16 protein-coding genes and 1 pseudogene are annotated in these 18,988 nt (G+C 43.5%); 6 read left to right on the top strand and 11 right to left on the bottom strand.

All coding sequences use genetic code 11. The annotated features are described in order from the left end of the window. Position 1: 1 nt before the first annotated feature. Entirely contained in the window at positions 2–697 is a 696-nt protein-coding gene (locus tag AB4180_RS11850) for a hypothetical protein (protein ID WP_102249551.1), read from the bottom strand. A gap of 383 nt (positions 698–1,080) precedes the next feature. Between AB4180_RS11850 and AB4180_RS11845 the strand changes: the two genes are divergently transcribed. After that, entirely contained in the window at positions 1,081–1,572 is a 492-nt protein-coding gene (locus AB4180_RS11845; protein WP_029222943.1) for a hypothetical protein, read from the top strand. 9 nt (positions 1,573–1,581) lie between these two features. Here AB4180_RS11845 and phoU read toward each other — a convergent pair whose 3' ends face one another. The 4 genes from phoU to AB4180_RS11825 form a co-directional block, all read right to left on the bottom strand. Next, complete coding sequence (gene phoU / locus AB4180_RS11840; RefSeq protein WP_009848270.1) at positions 1,582–2,280, bottom strand: phosphate signaling complex protein PhoU; 699 nt, start codon at positions 2,278–2,280, stop codon at positions 1,582–1,584. Positions 2,281–2,354: 74 nt separating this feature from the next. Next, positions 2,355–3,173: a phosphate ABC transporter ATP-binding protein PstB gene (pstB, locus tag AB4180_RS11835; protein WP_102249550.1), complete on the bottom strand. Its 819-nt coding sequence runs from the start codon at positions 3,171–3,173 to the stop codon at positions 2,355–2,357. Then, complete coding sequence (pstA, locus tag AB4180_RS11830; protein ID WP_102249549.1) at positions 3,174–4,883, bottom strand: phosphate ABC transporter permease PstA; 1,710 nt, start codon at positions 4,881–4,883, stop codon at positions 3,174–3,176. Between the two features lie 137 nt (positions 4,884–5,020). Next, complete coding sequence (locus AB4180_RS11825) at positions 5,021–7,237, bottom strand: ABC transporter permease subunit (RefSeq protein WP_102249548.1); 2,217 nt, start codon at positions 7,235–7,237, stop codon at positions 5,021–5,023. A 200-nt stretch (positions 7,238–7,437) separates the two neighbouring features. On the opposite strand from AB4180_RS11825, the gene ppk1 reads away from it, so the two are divergent. Both ppk1 and ppx read left to right on the top strand, forming a co-directional pair. Beyond that, the gene (ppk1, locus tag AB4180_RS11820) at positions 7,438–9,534 is read left to right on the top strand and encodes a polyphosphate kinase 1 (protein WP_102249547.1); all 2,097 of its coding nucleotides are present in this window, start codon (positions 7,438–7,440) and stop codon (positions 9,532–9,534) included. Then, the gene (gene ppx / locus AB4180_RS11815) at positions 9,525–11,036 is read left to right on the top strand and encodes an exopolyphosphatase (protein WP_102249546.1); all 1,512 of its coding nucleotides are present in this window, start codon (positions 9,525–9,527) and stop codon (positions 11,034–11,036) included. Before ppk1 ends, ppx begins: the two co-directional genes overlap by 10 nt. Positions 11,037–11,114: 78 nt before the next feature. Here the strand turns inward: ppx and AB4180_RS11810 are convergent, their stop codons facing one another. The 3 genes from AB4180_RS11810 to phoB are packed head-to-tail and all read right to left on the bottom strand — an operon-like array spanning position 11,115 to position 14,110. Then, complete coding sequence (locus tag AB4180_RS11810) at positions 11,115–12,071, bottom strand: PstS family phosphate ABC transporter substrate-binding protein (RefSeq protein WP_029223961.1); 957 nt, start codon at positions 12,069–12,071, stop codon at positions 11,115–11,117. A gap of 17 nt (positions 12,072–12,088) precedes the next feature. Beyond that, complete coding sequence (gene phoR, locus AB4180_RS11805) at positions 12,089–13,387, bottom strand: phosphate regulon sensor histidine kinase PhoR (RefSeq protein ID WP_017101080.1); 1,299 nt, start codon at positions 13,385–13,387, stop codon at positions 12,089–12,091. A gap of 33 nt (positions 13,388–13,420) precedes the next feature. After that, on the bottom strand, positions 13,421–14,110 hold the full coding sequence (phoB, locus tag AB4180_RS11800) for a phosphate regulon transcriptional regulator PhoB (RefSeq protein WP_004735064.1): 690 nt from the start codon (positions 14,108–14,110) through the stop codon (positions 13,421–13,423). A gap of 193 nt (positions 14,111–14,303) precedes the next feature. Here phoB and rdgC point away from each other — a divergent pair, with 193 nt between their 5' ends. The 3 genes from rdgC (at position 14,304) to AB4180_RS11785 (ending at position 17,117) form a co-directional block, all read left to right on the top strand. After that, positions 14,304–15,218 (top strand): recombination-associated protein RdgC, encoded by a 915-nt coding sequence (gene rdgC, locus AB4180_RS11795; RefSeq protein ID WP_017101081.1) that lies wholly within the window; start codon positions 14,304–14,306, stop codon positions 15,216–15,218. A gap of 205 nt (positions 15,219–15,423) precedes the next feature. Further along, a complete protein-coding gene (yegQ, locus tag AB4180_RS11790) occupies positions 15,424–16,842 on the top strand; it encodes a tRNA 5-hydroxyuridine modification protein YegQ (protein ID WP_012603295.1) in 1,419 nt (472 codons plus the stop codon). A gap of 20 nt (positions 16,843–16,862) precedes the next feature. Continuing rightward, positions 16,863–17,117, top strand: a complete 255-nt coding sequence (locus tag AB4180_RS11785) for a YfhL family 4Fe-4S dicluster ferredoxin (RefSeq protein ID WP_004735061.1) — start codon at positions 16,863–16,865, stop codon at positions 17,115–17,117. 42 nt (positions 17,118–17,159) lie between these two features. Here AB4180_RS11785 and AB4180_RS11780 read toward each other — a convergent pair whose 3' ends face one another. The 3 genes and pseudogenes from AB4180_RS11780 to AB4180_RS11770 all read right to left on the bottom strand — a co-directional run. Beyond that, positions 17,160–17,468: a hypothetical protein gene (locus AB4180_RS11780; RefSeq protein WP_009848260.1), complete on the bottom strand. Its 309-nt coding sequence runs from the start codon at positions 17,466–17,468 to the stop codon at positions 17,160–17,162. Between the two features lie 278 nt (positions 17,469–17,746). Beyond that, positions 17,747–18,586 carry a penicillin-insensitive murein endopeptidase gene (gene mepA / locus AB4180_RS11775; RefSeq protein ID WP_102249545.1) on the bottom strand — a complete coding sequence of 280 codons (840 nt, stop codon included), beginning with the start codon at positions 18,584–18,586 and terminating at the stop codon, positions 17,747–17,749. A 248-nt stretch (positions 18,587–18,834) separates the two neighbouring features. Next, positions 18,835–18,988: pseudogene (locus AB4180_RS11770) on the bottom strand (IS4 family transposase); the annotation flags it as partial.

Raw genomic sequence — 18,988 nt, 5'->3', positions numbered from 1 at the left:
TTTACTCTTCCGGACGCCAGCTCAGTGCGCTAGCAATAGTACCGATAACTAATGTGTCTTTTTCAGCGTCATTAAGTTCAGGTAACATCTGTAGCGTTATCATTCCATTTGTCTGTGCAGCCGCTACTTCTTGCGAAGCGTGTTTAAAGCTATACCCTAGTGGTTTTTCTACCGACATTAAAAGGTCTTTACTTGAATGGACAGTTTCTACGTCATATTTATTCGCCCCAACTCGGATGTAGCCAGCTTCTTTCTTTTCTAAGCTAACACTGATAATCCCAGATTGAGGCTCTAAAACGAACTCTCCTATATTCTCATTGCTTTGAGATACAGAACAGCGGTAAGGTTTATTGCCACCAAAATCAACACCCATGTAGTTAACTGAAGTGCCACCGCCAGAACAGACTAAGTTCCACACTTGGCCATTATCGACTCTAGTGATTTCAGCAGCCAGCTCACCCTCTTTGAATGAAACAGTCTCAAACCATGTTGAACCTGATGAATCTCGGCTATATTTACCTTGGTACATACCTGCAATATCAAACGTCCCTTCTTGTCCTAACCCCCAAAAATCACCATCAGTTTTAACCATGAGTTCTGGCTGCTGATTAACCGCATCTGATTTGTCCATGATGGCAACGCTGCCGCACGCAGTTAACGCGAAAAGAGGAGTCACAACGAAAAGAAACTTCTTCATACTGATATCTACCTAAAAATAAATGTAAGGGAAAAATTCAGTAGAAGAATAAATTAAAGATAAGTAAGAATATAGCGAGCATCAATGAGCTATATCGATACTATCGTTATTTTTCTCATGTGCCTTAAACAAATACATTACAGAACATCAGCTTATGTTTAGACACTTCTATCAAGCTCGTTTTGTAAGGCTACGTAAGACCCAAAGATCACGTGTAATGATCACCCCTGCTGATAAGCAAGCATTATCACAGAGATAACCAATGCGAATTAGCCTGCTCTTTCAAAGCCCATATAATGATCACCGTTAGCCAGTGATTTCACTGGGTTCACGCATGGATCGACCTAATGCTAAGGAGAGCGCAAAATTACCTCGGTGGTACCATGAAATTTAAAACACTGCTTTTAGCTTCAGCTTTATTCTCAACCTCTGCACTTTCAAATGGTCTTCACTTATCTCCTGAACTAAAGATTGGTTCTTATCATGGCTTTGGAATACAAGCAGGCATTACTGATGTGGCGAATCTAGGTGCGGTTTACCTGAGCTATTCTCACCTATGGTATGACAGCGATCGATACGATGAGACTGTCGATGCATACCGCGTTGGTATTCAAAATATGTTTGGAAGCAACCAGAACCACGGCTTTCAGGCGGAGATTGGTGTAGCGAGTTATGACGGAACAAAGACGCGCAACGGCGAAATTGAAGAGAAGACAGCACATGGATTAAGTCTTGGTGGAGCCTACGTTTACCAAGCAACACCAATACTTGGGCTACGTGCAGGTGTGGATATGAATATTTTTGATCACAATAAGACCTTCGTGCCTTACGACACAACAATCAACCTTAACCTTGGTGCAATTATTCGATTCTAAAGTTAATACCTACTTCAGTGCGTCATCTAGGCTTTGATCACCAAGGTGGCGTACATCTTTACCCTTCACAAAGTAAATAATATATTCACAGATATTTTGGCAACGATCTCCCACTCGCTCAATCGCACGAGCTGACCACATCACTTGCAGGATATTGGGGATGTTCTTAGGATCCTCCATCATGTACGTCATCAACTGACGAATCACAGCTTCATATTCCGCATCCAGCTTATCGTCAAGTTTATGTACTTCCGCCGCCGCATCGACATCCATACGAGCAAAAGCATCTAATACTTGATGCAGCATAGTGATAGCCTGACGACACAATGGTTCTAACGAGACGTGAAACTTTTGTTCTTTGGTCGAAGGGATCTCAATCGCACCCTGTGCGATTTTAGAGGCCACATCGCCAATACGTTCTAGATCAGTAATGGTTTTGATGATCGCCATAATCAAACGCAGATCTTTGGCAGTCGGCTGACGCTTCGCAATAATACGAGTACACGCCTCATCAATCGACACTTCCATCGCATTCACTTTATGGTCATCACGAATCACTTTTTTGGCCAATTCAACATCGTCTTTATGAAGCGCCTGCATTGCAAACGAGAGTTGCTGCTCCACTAACCCGCCCATGGTCAATACATGAGTACGGATCGATTCTAACTCGACATTGAATTGCCCTGAAATGTGGCGACCGAAATGCATACTTGCTCCTTGAAAGAAATGAAGAAAGCCATTTTTGTAGAGTGACTTAGCTCTAGATGACACCTTTGTAGAGGTTAGCCATATCTACCAGTAATGTAGTCTTCCGTCTGGTTTTTCAATGGAGACGTAAAAATTGAGTCAGTATCTGAGTACTCGATCAATTTTCCCATATGAATAAAGGCAGTATGGTCACTTACACGCGCGGCTTGTTGCATGTTGTGGGTAACAATCACCACTGTGTATTGCGTTTTGAGATCGTTGATCAACTCTTCAACCGTCAGAGTAGAAATCGGATCGAGTGCTGATGTTGGCTCATCCAGCAAAAGTACTTCCGGCTCAATTGCCACCGCACGAGCGATGACTAAACGCTGCTGTTGACCACCCGATAACCCAAAGGCGTTCTCATGCAAACGATCTTTCACTTCATCCCATAGCGCAGCGGCGCGCAGAGAGCGCTCAACTGCATCATCAAGATCTCGGCTGTTGCTCACACCTTGCAACCTCAATCCATAAACCACATTCTCATAGATAGATTTAGGAAAAGGGTTCGGACGTTGAAACACCATGCCGACTCGGCGTCGTAAGGTCGCGACATCCACCTTAGGGTGATAGACGTTCTTGCCATGAAGCTTCACTTTTCCGGAAACCTTACAACCTTCAACAAGATCGTTCATGCGATTAATGCAGCGCAGTAGAGTCGACTTACCACACCCTGATGGGCCAATAAACGCGGTCACCTGTCCCTTAGGGATTTGCATTGAAATATCATCAAGTGCTTGGCTCTCTTTATAATAAAGATTCAGCCCTTCAATCGAGATAGCAATTTGCTCATCCTTCAAATTGTGAACATCAAGTGGTGCTTGGTAACCCAAGGTTTCATTAATCGAGAACATCTAATCTTGTCCTAAGGTTCGGTATTTTTCACGCAAGTTATTACGGATATTGATGGCTGTTAAATTCAATCCAACAATCACAGTAACCAGTAAAAATGAAGTCGCATACACTAAAGGTCGTGCCGCTTCGATATTAGAGGTTTGAAACCCAACATCATAGATATGAAAACCTAAATGCATGAACTTTCTGTCTAAATGCAGGTATGGGAACTGACCATCCACAGGCAAGCTTGATGCGAGTTTCACCACACCCACCAGCATTAATGGGGCAACCTCCCCCGCAGCTCTCGCGATTGCCAAAATCAAACCGGTGATAATCGCAGGGCTTGCCATCGGTAAAACAATGCGCCAAAGCGTCTCAAATTGAGTAGCACCAAGCGCTAATGAACCGTGCCTCACGGAGCTAGGGATACGCGTTAAGCCCTCTTCCGTTGTTACAATAACAACGGGTAATGTTAATACCGCTAAGGTGAGTGCGGACCATAATAGGCCCGGCGTACCAAATGTCGGAGCGGGTAATCGTTCTGCGTAAAACAAAGAATCGATTGAGCCACCTATGGTATACACAAAGAATCCTAAGCCAAATACACCATACACAATCGACGGTACACCCGCTAAGTTAATTACGGCAATACGAATCAAACGTGTTAATGCGTTGTTTTTTGCATATTCATGAAGATATATCGCAGCAACCACACCAAGAGGCATCACTACAATCGACATAAGAATAACCAACAGTACCGTGCCAAAAATCGTAGGAAACACACCGCCTTCAGAGTTTGAGTCTCGTGGGTTCTCCGACAAGAACTTCCAAACTTGTTTTCCCCAATGTCCAACCTTTTCAAGATAAGACATATTATTCGGGTACCAATAATCCAAAATATGACTGAGCGAAATTTCAACCTGCTCTCCTGTCATATCTTCTACCAACAAGCTTTCGACATTGAGCTGTGTTCTAAGATGCTCAAGCTTTACTTCGGCTTCAGCCAACTGGCGATTTAATTCCAGTTTAGTTTGAGTATAGGTTTTAAGGTATTCATCGCTCACTGACTCATTGAGTTCAAGCTTACGTTTTTCTAAGCGCAAATTTTCCAATTGCCAGCTGATATTGCGGATTTCTTGGTTCACTACACGCGACGTTTCTTTACGTAACGTATCAGCGAACGCCAAGCCTTGCTCGAGCTTTTGGTCTATGTTCGAATCAAAGGTGCCAGAAGCGGTTATAAAACCCACTGGTTTACCAAAGAAATAACCACCTCGACTTCGCTCAATCACAGCCCAGTCAGGTGGGGTGGTTGGTTCACGTAAGTTCACATCCAAAATGGAAACAAAGTCCGCTGGATAAATCTCCCTGTTGGCAACTTTGATACTTAAGCGCTGAATTAGCCCAGTCGACAGGTTTTGAGTCGACAAGAGGTCGTGTACTTGTGGGACTTGCTCTATCGGGATGTATTTTCGTTCATATAACTGGCCAATCAATACATCTTGCTTTACTACCGTTTCGTCGAGGCCGACAACTAACGATGCATCTTTAGAATCCACTTGCCATTGGTACAAAGGAGCAGGCCAAAAATAAGTCAAGCCCTTCCAGCCAATCAACAGCATTAGGCCAAGAACCGAAAGCATACTGATGCTCACCGCCCCGCCCGTAAGCCAGATCCACGGAGAGCCTGATTTAATCCAAGACAATAATGACTTCAGTTTATTCATCATGAACGACCTTGCTCTGACGTGCTGAACCCAAGAAAGAGCCAAGTTCGTGAGATACGCTAGTCACGCTAATCACGCTAGTCACGCTAGTCACGCAACGAAAAGCCATTGAGACACATTGAGGTGAACCTTTAAAACTACAGCGCACGATATTTATCTCTCAATCTTTGTCTAACCCACTCTGCGACTGAGTTCACCGCGAACGTGAAAATAAACAGCAAGAGTGCCGCTAAGAACAACAAGCGGAAGTGAGAACCACCCACCTCTGATTCTGGTAGTTCGACAGCAATCGTTGCGGATAGCGTCCTCATCCCTTCCAAAATATTCCAGTCAAGAATTGGTGTGTTACCTGTAGCCATCAAGACAATCATAGTTTCGCCAACGGCTCTCCCTAGTCCCATCATGACCGCTGAAAAGATACCTGGGCTAGCCGTCAATAACACCACATAAATAAGGGTCTGCCACGCTGTTGCGCCCAGCGCCAGTGAGCCATCGGATAAATGTTTTGGCACAGAGAAAATAGCGTCTTCTGCAATCGTGAAAATTGTCGGGATGACAGCAAAGCCCATAGCGAAGCCAACCACCAGCGCATTCCGTTGGTCAAAGTCGATGCCATAGTTAGCCAAGAAGGTACGAATATCACCACCAAACAACAAGGCTTCCATACCATTTTCACCAGCAAAGACTGCCATCACAGTAATCACCAATACCGGGATCAATATCAGAGCATGCCAACCATTAGTAAAACGGCTCGTCACCATTTTTGGCAAACAGAACCAAACAAGCCCAGTCAGTAGCGTGCTCAGTGGTAATAGCACCATTAACGAGAAGACGGCCGTTAAATGCGTTTCAACAATGGGAGCAAACCAAAGCCCAGCCAAGAATCCGATGATAACGGTCGGAAGAGCTTCCATCAGTTCTATCGACGGCTTCACGACTCTTCGCATTCGTGGAGACATGAAGTATGCGGTGTAAATGGCTCCGAGCACAGCAACCGGCACGGCAAACATCATCGCAAACAAAGCGGCTTTGATAGTACCGAATGTGATAGGGACTAAACTGAATTTTTCTTCAAAGTCATCGTTCGCCGACGTTGATTGCCAAACGTATTGTGGCTCAGGATAGCTTTCGTACCAGACTTTTTGCCAAAGCGATGAGAATGATATTTGCGGATATTCGTTATCAACTTTAGCCACGCTGATGGTGCCATCAATCAGCGTCGCCAAATGCAGTTCGTTAGCAGACATAGCCGCTAATTGTGGTGACTTATCAAATGCGCGCTCAAACAGCGACAGCTTTTCACTGGTCGTATAGTGGCTTTGTAATGTGCCATTCTGATAGAAACTATAAAAACCCTTTCTATAAGTATCTGGCAGAATAAACTGAACCTCTTCGGCGAGTTGGAAGTCGCGAATATGGGTCAGGCTACGCTTTTCATCTTTGAGTACATCGAACCACTGAGAAACCTGTCCGTCCTCATGCGTAACCAACAGTGAATAAGCTCCAGACAGTAAATCGATACTTTTCACCGAGTGCTTCGCATCATTTAAGCTAAGATCAATCACTTCACGAACATTGAAGCCGCTATCGGATAACTTCAATACAACTAAATCCGATTGTGCTCGAAGATATAAAGTTTGGCCATCAGGCGTGACTAACAACTGTTGCTGTAAACCCAACTTATCCGACAGCCATTGACTCTTCTGAAAAACATACTGACCAGTAAGATCACTCTGGTACCACTTAACCAAAACTCGTTGATCGCTTAGCTGAGCGGCAACCGTGATACCACGTCCATTCTTAGAGAACGCAAATTTTTCGATTGTTGTTCCGTTTGATGATTCATCATTTAAAAACGGTTCCGGGAGATCGATTTGCTCAATTTTAGGTTCGGCTTCACTGCCCTTTTGCAGCACAGGCGCACTATACTCAGGGTAGAAAAAAGTAAGGTTGCTTGCGCTATCAGCAAAGGCAAACCAGTTTTCAGATGGGGTATTTCGAGAAAAAGCGATGGGGTTAGCTAAAACATTACGCTCAAAGTAAGAATGTGTATTTTGAGACTCTAAATCCCAAAACTGCACCAAACCGGATTTTTCGATAGTAAACGCATGCTGACCGTATTCATCCACGGATAAGGCGATAGGCTTTTCTATGGCTACGGTCTTCACGGCTTGGTCAGTATCTAAACCAGTATCAGAAAATACCGGTAAAATGACCATCGCCAAGTAAACAAAGATCAGCACCAGAGCAGCTAGAACACTGACCGCGCCACATGTCACCGAAAAACGGACGAGACGATCTTTCAACCATCTTTTTTTGTCGCGCTCTTTCAATGAAAATTGGGCTGAAGCCATCTGTTTATCTACCTTTTTTTAGCTACTGACATAATATGTACGTTAGATGACAATTATATTACAAGTTACGTTAAACAACTGAAACTAATAACAAGTTTGTTGACCATATTTCTTAAAGTAAGATCATAGATTTTGTGAATCTTGTCATTCTAAATTAAAGTAACCAGCTCTATAGCCAGCACTCAAGGATTATCATCTCGATGGAAAAAGACTATGTCACAAAAGAACTTAGCTGGTTATCCTTCAACGAAAGAGTGCTCCAAGAAGCAGCCGACAAATCAGTACCCTTAATCGAAAGAGTTCGTTTTTTAGGTATTTACTCGAAAAACCTCGATGAGTTTTACAAAGTCCGATTTGCTGATGTGAAACGAAAGATCTTACTTCAAGATCCTCAATTACCTGCCAACTCGCAGAAAACCCTGCTAACTCAAATGCAGAGCCAAGCAAGTAAGCTCGATGCTCAATTCCATGAATTGTATAGCGAATTACTATTGGAACTGGCGCGCAATCGTATTTTTCTGGTCAACGAACAGCAAATCAGCGAAGAGCAAAGTGAGTGGATCAAAAAGTATTTTAAGAAAAAAGTGCTTCCACATTTAACTCCGTTTCTCTTGAACGAAGATAGCCAGTTACTCAATATTATCAAAGATGAACAAAGCTACTTGGCGATCGACATTGAGCAAGAGACATCTTCTCAATATGTCTTACTCGAAATCCCACCTGAAGCTCTCCCTCGATTTGTTAAGTTACCAGACACTTCGGGTTCACAGCGTACGACTTTGATCTTATTAGATAATATAGTTCGATTTTGTTTAGATGACTTGCTTAAAGGATTCTTTGAGTATGACTCCGTGCGTTGCTTTGCTATAAAAATGACTCGTGATGCCGATTATGACCTTCAAGAGAGCAATGAAAATACTCTACTAGAATCTATGTCGTTGGGTTTAGAACAGCGTTTGACGGCACTACCGATACGCCTTATCTATGAGTCAGAAATGCCCGCTGAAATGCTCAATTTCTTACAAGTCAGACTTAAACTGTCTGACTATGACAGTGTCATTGCGGGTGGTCGCTACCATAACTTCAAACACTTCTCTGAGTTCCCACGCCTTAATCGACGTGATTTAGTTAATCGTCAACTACCCGCGATTAAGTGCGCGCATTTCAGTCATTACCCAAACTATTTCGAAGCGATCAAAGCTCGTGACATCTTGTTGCATTACCCTTATCACACCTTTAATCACATTACTGAACTCGTGAGGCAGGCTTCCTTTGACCCGAAGGTAACTTCCATAAAAATAAACGTTTACCGTGTTGCAGAAGGTTCAAAGCTCCTTAGCTCGATCATCGATGCGGCGCACAATGGTAAGAAAGTAACTGTCGTCGTTGAGCTTCAAGCTCGCTTTGATGAGCAAGCCAATATTCAATGGACCAAGAAACTTCAAGAAGCCGGTATAAAAGTCATCCATGGCATCCCAAGTTTGAAAATCCACTCCAAGCTGTTGCTCATTAAACGGAAAGAAGGCAAGCATACGGCGCATTACGCTCATATTGGCACCGGTAACTTTCATGAAGTAACAGCGCGCGTGTATACCGATTTTTCTCTGCTCACTGCAAATGAAGATTTGACTCAAGAGGTGAGACAAGTCTTTAAGTATATTGAAAACCCTTATCAAAAATCACAGTTCAAGCAACTGATTGTGTCACCAAAGAATACAAGAAAACGCCTGTATCAGTTGATAGATAATGAAATACAAAACGCGATAGAGAACAAGCCTGCAAGTATCACTCTAAAACTCAACAATTTGGTCGACCGAGAGATCATTGAGAAGCTCTATCAGGCCAGCCAAGCCAATGTGAAAGTGAGAATGGTCATTCGTGGTATGTGCTCTCTCGTACCGGGAGTCTCCAATATCAGTGAGCAGATTGAGATTGTTAGTGTGGTCGATCGTTTTCTCGAACACCCAAGAGTGATGATCTTTGGTAACGCTGGTAATCCAAAAGTCTATATCTCCTCTGCCGACTGGATGACACGAAACTTCGATCACCGCATCGAAGTCGCCACTCCAATTTTAGATCCAAAGATCAAGCAAACCATTATCGATATCACCGAGTTTCATTTCGATGACAGCAACAAAGCTCGAGTGCTAGACCAATCGATGAGCAATCCTTACATACAAGCTCCAACAAACCCACTCGATTACCCGACGTCACAACTCTCCACTTACCACTATATTAAACGTATGGAGAAACTTGCTCGCAAGAAGTACAAACAAGAGAAGAAATCATGCCGCTAATTGATAACAAACATTCTCGATGTATTGCCGCTATCGACTTGGGTTCGAACAGTTTTCATATGGTGGTTGCCCGAGTATTCGAACAACACCTGCAATTAGTCAGCAGACACAAACAGAAAGTGAGATTAGGTGATGGGTTGGATGAGTTTAACTTCTTATCCGAAAGTGCTATCGAGCGAGGCTTGGAGTGCCTCAAAGTGTTCGCAGAACGACTAGCGGATTTTGAACTTGATGATGTAAGAGTTGTTGCGACTCATACCCTAAGAAAAGCCAAAAACGCTCAAGACTTCTTAGAGCAAGCCAAACCACTGTTTCCTTTTCCAATAGAGATCATTTCAGGTCAAGAAGAAGCTCGAATAATCTATAACGGTGTAGAACACACTCAAACCGCTTCTGAATCTAAATTGGTTATTGATATCGGTGGAGGGAGTACGGAACTCGTCGCAGGGCAAGGCTTTACGCCCCTAATTATGCGCAGTTTACCTATGGGATGCGTCAGCTTCACTCAACACTTCTTTGCTGACGGAGAGCTAACCTCACAACACTTCTCAGATGCTTATACCGCGGCTACTCGTCTATTGATGCCATTGATTGAAGAATATACAAAGGCGCCTTGGGAAATCGCCTTTGGCTCATCAGGAACGACTAAGTCAATAAAAGAGGTACTCATTGGTTTAGGCTTTACCGATGGTCTCATTACGCCGCAACGTCTGTCCTATTTGAAAAATCACTTATGTGAGTTTTCATCATCCAAAACCTTAGACCTTTCAGGTTTAAGTGATGAGAGAAAGCCGGTGTTCGCTGCTGGCGTCATCATTCTTTCAGCAGCCATGGATACGCTAGACATAAAGGAGTTACATTTTTCTGATGGCGCCCTGAGAGAAGGCGTTCTTTATGACATGGAGGATAGGTTTAAAGATATTGATGTTCGAACAAGAACTGCCGAAACGCTCGTCTCTCGATACCATGTTGACGTAGCTCATGGCCAGAGAGTCAAAGAACTCGCCCTTGCATTACTGAAACAAGTGCAGCCTCAAGTAACGACTATGGTCACTAATGAGCTGTATGATCTAGTTGGTTGGGCTGCACTACTTCATGAGGTAGGGCAAAGCATCGCATTCCAAGGCTATCACCGCCATTCGGCTTATCTGCTTAAGCACACGACAATGCCCGGTTTCAATACTGAGCAACAACGTCTTATCTCGACATTGGTTCGCCACCAAAGAAAAGCGATTAAGCGACAAGACTTGCCGGAACTGTCTCTATTTTCTCCACAACAAATAACGCTACTAATTCGCATATTAAGACTCGCTATCTTACTCAATCGTCAGAGAAATCAAGCACTAGTCCCAGACACGACTCTAACGATTGAACAACAGGATAACTGGGGATTGAAAGGATCTAACAGCTATTGGTTGGCCCAAAACCAACTGCTTGAATATGAACTCAAAGAAGAACAACAACGTTGGCAAAATGCTGGATGGTCGTTAAAGGTAGAATAACGACCAGTCAAAATAAAAACAGCCTGCGACTTAGCAAGCTGTTCATACGTTCGTTTTCTAAGTTTGTATTAGCCTCAATCAGAGCCCGACTTTTGCCAACTCTTGCTCCGCGAACTCAGGCGGTATCGCTAAATAGCCATCTTTCTCTACCAGTTCTTGCCCTTGCTTCGAGAATACAAAAGTGAGGAACTCTCTCTCTACAGGAGAAAGCGGTTTATCTGGGTGTTTATTCACATACACATAGAGAAAGCGCGATAGAGGGTAATCTCCGCTTAAAATATTCGCTCGAGTAGGCTCTACGTAATCAGAACCATGCTCCGCAATAGGAATTAACTTTACACCAGCCACTCGATAACCAATACCTGAGTACCCTATCCCGCTGATTGATGAAGCGACCGACTGTACAACCGACGCTGAGCCTGGCTGTTCATTGACTCGGTTCTTGAAGTCGCCACTGCATAATGCGTTTTGTTTGAAGTAGCCGTAGGTTCCCGAAACGGAATTACGACCGAACAGTTGGAATCTATGTTTTGCCCACGGCTGGCTGATACCTAAATCTTGCCAATTGTTTAGCGGCTTAGTCGCGCCACAGCGCAATGTCTCCGAAAATATGCTGTCAATTTCGCGAAAATTAAGCCCCTCGATAGGATTATCACGATGCACAAAAAGACCAATCGCATCGATAGCAACTCGAAGCGCCGTCGGCTTATAGCCATGCTCCCTTTCGAACGCTTCCACTTCTCGTAGGCGCATTGGACGACTCATAGGCCCAAGGTGAGCAGTACCTTCCGTTAATGCAGGAGGTGCAGTGGATGAACCAGAAGCCTGAACTTGAGCATTCACGTTCGGGTAGTAAGACTTAAACTCTTCAACCCATAACGTTGTCATTCCCGCTAAGGTATCGGAACCGACAGACAACAAGCTGCCAGAAATACCCGGAACCTTAGAATAATCAGGAAGAGAATCGACACTTTGCTCGGCATGAACAGGGGTAACCAAAGCTAATGCTAATAATGAACTGATGGGGAAACGCATCCGGCGTATTAAGGAACTCATGACACTGTCAATCGGCTAGGTAGCGTGAAATGGAATCGGCTACCAACACCCACTTCACTTTTAATTTCTAAATGTGAATCATGGTGACTAAGCGCATGTTTAACAATCGCTAACCCTAAGCCACTGCCCCCAGTATCGCGTGAGCGTGCTTTATCAACACGATAGAAACGCTCCGTAAGTCGATGCAAGTGTTGTGGTTCGATACCGTCTCCAGTGTCTGACACATCCAAACACGCGCCTTGACTGGTTTGGTACCAACGAACCTTTACGGTCGCACCAGGCGGCGTGTATTTCACTGCATTGTAAACCAGATTCGATATTGCACTTCTCAGCTGATCTTCATCCGCTAATACGCGTAAACTCTTATCGATATCAAATTCCAGCTTGTGTTCTCGCTCTCCACTGAGACTAGCGGCTTCTTTTTCAAGAACTTCCAACATCGCCGGAACATTCACCACTTCATCCAATTCATGCATTGGCGCCGCTTCTATCTTAGAAAGAGTAAGAAGCTGATTGACCAAACTGTTCATACGATTTAACTGCTCAGTCATCACACCATGAGCCTTAGGCCACATAGGTCCAACGACCATGTCTGGATCTTCCGTCATTTCAAGATAGCCCTGAAGTACGGTCATTGGAGTGCGTAGCTCGTGAGAAACGTTAGCGAAAAAGTTACGACGCATGCCTTCTAGCTGTTTTAGCTGAGTAACATCACGTACTACCATCAAATGCTCACCTTCAGTATAAGGTACGATACGCAGCTCAAGCATACGCTCCACGTTAAGTGGCGAAGGCATCTCTAACGGCTCTGAGAAATCTTGTTTGTTAAGGTACTTGATGAAGTCCGGCGTGCGGATCAAGTTAGAGATCGGTTGACCTGAATCGTCTGGCCAGCGAAAACCCAGTAAATACTGAGCAAGCTTGTTACACCAAACAATATTGCCTTCACCGCGAAACACCACAACGGCATCGGGAAGGGATTCAGCACCGTTTCGGAAACGGCGGATAAGGTTGGTCAATTCTTTGCGTTTGCGACGCTGCCTCTGCTGCATACGATAGATACCGTTAAACAGAGACTCCCAGTTTCCAGAACCTGAAGGGGGTGTTAACCGCTTTTCATCCCACAACCAAGCAGACAAACGCATTTGATAGTGTAGATGCCATGCTAACTGTAATACTGTTGCAGCCAGCAATAACCAAGGTAAATAACCGAATATCCATCCGACTATAATCCAAGGTGCGTAAAAAAAAGCCAGCTCCCAAGCCAGCTTTTTCCAGGTTAACTTCTCAACCATTCAGGACTCCATAAACTGGGCAGTGAAGCCACGTTAAGCCTTTGTAGAAAAACGGTAGCCTGCGCCGCGAACCGTTTGAATTAATTTGTCATGACCAGCAGATTCAAGTGCTTTGCGTAAACGTCGAATATGAACATCAACCGTACGATCTTCAACGTAAACGTTGGTACCCCAAACGTTATTGAGCAGTTGCTCTCGACTGTATACTCGCTCTTGGTGAGTCATAAAAAAATGCAGCATTTTGAATTCGGTTGGGCCCATATCAACTGGACCTTCACTTGCGGTAACGCGGTGAGATACAGGGTCTAGCTTAAGGCCTTGTACATCAATCACATCTTCTAGTGCAGTAGGCGTTACACGGCGGATAACCGCTTTCAGGCGAGCAACGAGCTCTTTTGGTGAAAATGGCTTGGTGATGTAATCATCAGCGCCCACTTCTAAACCACGCACCTTATCTTCTTCTTCGCCACGAGCCGTCAGCATCACCACTGGGATGTTGCGAGTTAACTCTTCACGCTTCATGTGCTTGATAAAGTTTATCCCGCTACCACCAGGTAGCATCCAATCTAGTAATACTAGATCTGGGAAAGGTTCACATAGCTTGTTTACCGCTGTATCGTAATCTTCAGCCTCTACTGCTTGGTAGCCTTTTTGTTCAAGTACAAAACACAGCATCTCACGAATAGGTGCTTCATCTTCAACGACCAGAATCCTTCTCGACATAATTGAATAGCCTTAGTATTTAATCAACGCATTGCATTATCTGGTTTAATTATGACACTTTTGTGACCTTTGAAAACAAATTTTCATATAACTGTCTCAAACATTTCACTTTTAATTTTTATTGCAGGTATAAGACAAATGGATCGAAATCTCCTATGATGAGCGTCTTCAGATAAAGGTATGAGAAATATTTATGTGGTTTAAGAATTGCCTCGTCTATCGCTTTAATCGTGATATAGACTTCAACGCAGATCAGCTAGAGAAACAACTTGAAGAGTTCCGTTTTACCCCTTGTGGCAGCCAAGACAAACAGAAGTTTGGTTGGGTAAACGCGATGGGTAGACACGGCGATATGATGACGCACGTATCAGAAAACCGCATTCTCATCTGTGCAAAGAAAGAAGAGAAAATGCTTCCAGCTTCAGTGATCAAAGATTCATTGAATGCAAAAGTAGAAACGCTTGAGGCAGAGTCTGGTACTCCTTTGAAAAAGAAAGAGAAAGACAGCCTAAAAGAAGACATCATCATCGATCTTCTTCCTCGTGCTTTCAGCCGCAGTAACTTCACTTACGCGCTGATCATGCCGAAAGAAGGCTTTATTGTTGTTGATGCTAGCAGCTACAAAAAAGCAGAAGACGTACTAGCATTACTACGTAAAACAATGGGTAGCTTGCCAGTAGTGCCAGCTATTCCAGAGCAAGCGATTGAAACAACGTTAACGGAATGGGTTAAGTCAGGTGATACGCCTAAAGGCATCACCATGCTTGATGAAGCTGAGCTTAAATCAATCCAAGAAGACGGCGGTATTATTCGAGTTAAGAAACAAGAACTAGAAGCTGATGAGATTAAGAACCACATCGAAGCCAATAAAGTTGTGACTAAACTTCTGATCAACTGGCAAGATCGCATTGAGTTCATTCTTGCTGAAGATGGCAGCATCAAGCGTCTAAAATTCAGTGATGAACTAAAAGATGAGAACGACGATATTCCTCGTGAAGATCAAGCTGCACGTTTTGATGCAGACTTCTCTCTACTTTGTGGTGAGTTCAGTGTTTTCCTACCAAACCTATTCGAATCATTAGGCGGGTTAACTCAACCTAACGCTTAATTGTTCCGATTTGAAGCTCAGGCATCGACGATATCTGAGCTTGTTTTCTTCTCCACCCCGCTTATCAACACCTAACAACACTCTTCACAATACCATTGTTATCTTTAGGGCTATCAACCAAACTCATTTTAGCGTAAAATTTGCGCCCCTTTGATATCACTTGGTGGTATCAACCTGACTTGAGATCAGATTAGAGAACGAAGCAATGACTACACAAAAACCATTTGTACCTGAACTATTATCACCGGCAGGAAGCCTTAAAAACATGCGTTACGCATTCGCCTATGGCGCAGATGCAGTATACGCAGGCCAGCCACGTTACAGCCTTCGTGTTCGTAACAACGAGTTCAATCACGAAAACCTACAAATCGGTATCGATGAAGCTCATGCTCAAGGCAAAAAGTTATATGTTGTATGTAACATTCAGCCACACAACTCTAAATTAAAAACATTTATCCGCGACCTTAAGCCAGTTGTTGAGATGGGCCCAGACGCACTTATCATGTCAGATCCAGGTCTTATCATGATGGTACGTGAAGCATTCCCTGAAATGCCAATACACCTTTCAGTTCAAGCAAATGCAGTAAACTGGGCGACCGTTAAGTTCTGGTCAACTCAAGGCGTTGAGCGTGTGATCCTATCTCGTGAGCTATCTCTTGAAGAGATCGAAGAGATTCGCGAACACTGCCCAGAAACAGAGCTAGAAATCTTTGTTCACGGTGCTCTATGCATGGCTTACTCTGGTCGTTGCCTACTTTCTGGCTACATGAACAAACGCGATCCAAACCAAGGTACTTGTACTAACGCTTGTCGTTGGGAATACAAGACCGAAGCTGCGAAAGAAGACGAAAACGGTCAGATCGTTGAAGCTAACCCTACCGGCGTTGCTATTCAAGAAGTAGAAACTCAAGGTATTGAAGTTCAAGACGAGCGCCCTGACAACACATTAGGCCTTGGTAAACCAACTGATGAAGTCGTTTTACTTTCTGAATCACACAAACCTGAAGAGAAAATGGCAGCGTTTGAAGATGAGCATGGTACTTACATCATGAACTCTAAAGACCTTCGCGCAATCCAACACGTTGAGCGCCTAACGAAGATGGGTGTTCATTCATTGAAGATTGAAGGCCGTACCAAGTCTTTCTACTACTGTGCACGTACAGCACAGGTTTACCGTAAAGCTATCGATGATGCTGTTGCAGGTAAGCCATTTGATGAGAGCCTAATGGGTACGCTAGAGAGCCTAGCTCACCGAGGCTACACTGAAGGCTTCCTACGTCGTCACACTCACGATTCATACCAAAACTACGAATACGGTTACTCTATCTCTGATACTCAACAGTTTGTTGGTGAATTCACAGGTAAACGCCGTGGCGACCTAGCTGAAGTAGAAGTGAAAAACAAATTCCTAGTTGGTGACAGCCTAGAAATGATGACACCGAAAGGTAACGTTGTCTTCAAACTAGAAGTGATGGAAAACCGTAAATCTGAAGCGGTAGACGACGCAAAAGGTAACGGTCACTTCGTATTTATTCCTGTGCCAGCAGATCTCGATCTAGAGTATGGCTTGCTAATGCGTAACTTGAGCGAAGGCCAAGATACACGTAACGCATCAGGTAAATAACGGTTACTTGGGAAAGATAAATGGCTCTACTAATAACTGACAAGTGCATAAACTGCGATATGTGTGACCCAGAATGCCCAAATGGTGCAATCACTATGGGGGACAGTATCTTCGAAATCGATCCTGATTTATGTACTGAGTGTAAAGGTCACTATGAGAAGCCAACATGTCAGTCAGTATGTCCGATTACAAAATGTATCATTACTGACCCGAACCATATTGAAACTGACGACGAATTATTAGAAAAGTTTGTCATTATTCAAGGCTTGACCTAAAAGATAAAAGGTTCAACTTAATCATCAAGTTGAACCTTTTTTTTAACCCGACTTTTCAATGGGATATATGTTACAGAACATCTCTTTCTCAAATTGATATTCGAGTCGTTCTCGCCAGTTTATTGATTGAGCTATCGGAACAAGATAGAAGTTTTCTCTACTGGTATCAGTCACAAATGCCATTCCATACTGCATTAATTCATAGTGAACATCATTTACGAAGCTAGGGTCTAAACGTTGTCTGCCTGTTAGCTGATTGATATCAGCTCTTGAAATAGAAATACCCGAGCTTTCAGCGTTGAACCTATGTCTTAACCATTCGGAAAATTCCTTTGCACAAATCATAGTCATAGTCTTATCCTTGAATTATCTATCGACGGGCATCAGACTCTGATTTCGCATACTGCGTATAAGCCGCATCTTTCACCCCAAAAAACACTCAATCCCTGACCAAACCTTGTCAAATTCGTCATCGTCGCCCTTGCTGATATCGTTATTGGTTTTATTGATATCAAACGATGTTCTTAATCTCGTGTTTATAAACTCTAGACAAAAGTGTGATATTTCTCCAGTTTTAGAGTCGAGAAAACCAGTGGCATTACCACTGCAAAAATTCTCGATGAACAGGATTACTTATTTGATATCAAGGCCAAACATTGACTTGGCATCACTTTAACTCTCTTTTTTTTCTTACTTTTAGCGACTTTTTTAGGTGGAGGAACGGGAATGGTCTTTGGAGCCCAACTTGCAAGTTCATCTCCACAACCATCACCTTTAGGAGGGCTTGCTTGAGCTATACAGTTTGAGCTGCCTTTAGGGCATTTTAAACGAACATGAAAATGAGAATGATGTCCCCACCAAGGCCTGATTTTACCTAACCAAGCTCTCCCATTGGCATCAGAGTTTTCTTGTTCACAAAGGGTGTGCTTAATAACTGGGTGAACAAAAATACGCACCACTTTTTCATCTTTGGCTGCATAGCGAATCACTTGAAAATGATCATCGGTCCAATTCGATTCACGCAATTTGTAGTTAGTGAGATCGACAACGCTCAATGGCTTAGGTACGGCAAGTTCATTCTCTGAAAGTTTTTTATCAGTGAGCCTTAACCATATATCAATATCCAAACCAGTCTGGTGACTTGAATGACCCGAAGAAAAACGCCCTCCACGAGGCAGAGAAATATCACCCACCAATAGATTTGTGTTGAGTTGTTTGCTTGTAGTTACACCTAGCCTTTCAATAAACTGAATTGACTCTGTGTGGCCATAATAGCGCTCTCTCTGAGGGCGGATCACCTGATAACCTTGCCCATTAATTGGCAAAGCTTGCGCCCCATCAAGACAACCATTAGCGTAACTACCTATGGATGAGGTTGAATTTCTTGTTGGGCTTTTCTCTTTTTCCCACGAGGTTGCTGATACAACAAACGAACAAAAGATAAGAGCCAATGTACAAAATAACCTCATAACAATTCCAAATAAACGATCACTGTTTTTATACTAGTCGTCATTAGGGAATAGGTGTATGTCGAGAGTGATATTTTTGGGGTAGCTTGAGAGTTATCTACTGACTTTTGATATTTAAGTGAAAAAGCTTCACTATTCCTAGCGAGTCTTCTCAATCTGTGGCGATATTATCGTAATCGAAGACAAAAACTCACAGCCCTGAAACGACGAAAGCCTAGTCATAAGACTTAATGCCGTTCGGATAAGCATTATTGCTTGAACCTGAACGGATATTTGGCTGGGACAAAGAGGACTGAACGTGGAAACGTTCGGTCCTTTCTTTTATCTGGAAGAATGAAGTGACTCAAACTGTCTCTCATCCTTTTCAGTTTTACAGGTAGAGTTCCGTCTGGGCTTAAAGCT

It is taken from the genome of Vibrio sp. 10N.286.49.C3 (assembly GCF_041469545.1).
Lineage (GTDB): Bacteria > Pseudomonadota > Gammaproteobacteria > Enterobacterales > Vibrionaceae > Vibrio > Vibrio tasmaniensis_A.
This window is presented reverse-complemented; position numbering and strand designations above follow the sequence as displayed.

Excerpts from the sequence above, each read along its gene's own strand:
- AB4180_RS11850 (WP_102249551.1), bottom strand. The coding sequence starts at position 697 with ATGAAGAAGTTTCTTTTCGTTGTGACTCCTCTTTTCGCGTTAACTGCG.
- AB4180_RS11845 (WP_029222943.1), top strand. The coding sequence starts at position 1,081 with ATGAAATTTAAAACACTGCTTTTAGCTTCAGCTTTATTCTCAACCTCT.
- ppx (WP_102249546.1), top strand. The coding sequence starts at position 9,525 with ATGCCGCTAATTGATAACAAACATTCTCGATGTATTGCCGCTATCGAC.
- AB4180_RS11810 (WP_029223961.1), bottom strand. The coding sequence starts at position 12,071 with ATGCGTTTCCCCATCAGTTCATTATTAGCATTAGCTTTGGTTACCCCT.
- yegQ (WP_012603295.1), top strand. The coding sequence starts at position 15,424 with ATGACTACACAAAAACCATTTGTACCTGAACTATTATCACCGGCAGGA.
- phoR (WP_017101080.1), bottom strand. The coding sequence starts at position 13,387 with ATGGTTGAGAAGTTAACCTGGAAAAAGCTGGCTTGGGAGCTGGCTTTT.
- pstB (WP_102249550.1), bottom strand. The coding sequence starts at position 3,173 with ATGTTCTCGATTAATGAAACCTTGGGTTACCAAGCACCACTTGATGTT.
- phoU (WP_009848270.1), bottom strand. The coding sequence starts at position 2,280 with ATGCATTTCGGTCGCCACATTTCAGGGCAATTCAATGTCGAGTTAGAA.
- AB4180_RS11825 (WP_102249548.1), bottom strand. The coding sequence starts at position 7,237 with ATGGCTTCAGCCCAATTTTCATTGAAAGAGCGCGACAAAAAAAGATGG.
- pstA (WP_102249549.1), bottom strand. The coding sequence starts at position 4,883 with ATGAATAAACTGAAGTCATTATTGTCTTGGATTAAATCAGGCTCTCCG.
- AB4180_RS11785 (WP_004735061.1), top strand. The coding sequence starts at position 16,863 with ATGGCTCTACTAATAACTGACAAGTGCATAAACTGCGATATGTGTGAC.
- phoB (WP_004735064.1), bottom strand. The coding sequence starts at position 14,110 with ATGTCGAGAAGGATTCTGGTCGTTGAAGATGAAGCACCTATTCGTGAG.
- mepA (WP_102249545.1), bottom strand. The coding sequence starts at position 18,586 with ATGAGGTTATTTTGTACATTGGCTCTTATCTTTTGTTCGTTTGTTGTA.
- AB4180_RS11780 (WP_009848260.1), bottom strand. The coding sequence starts at position 17,468 with ATGACTATGATTTGTGCAAAGGAATTTTCCGAATGGTTAAGACATAGG.
- ppk1 (WP_102249547.1), top strand. The coding sequence starts at position 7,438 with ATGGAAAAAGACTATGTCACAAAAGAACTTAGCTGGTTATCCTTCAAC.
- rdgC (WP_017101081.1), top strand. The coding sequence starts at position 14,304 with ATGTGGTTTAAGAATTGCCTCGTCTATCGCTTTAATCGTGATATAGAC.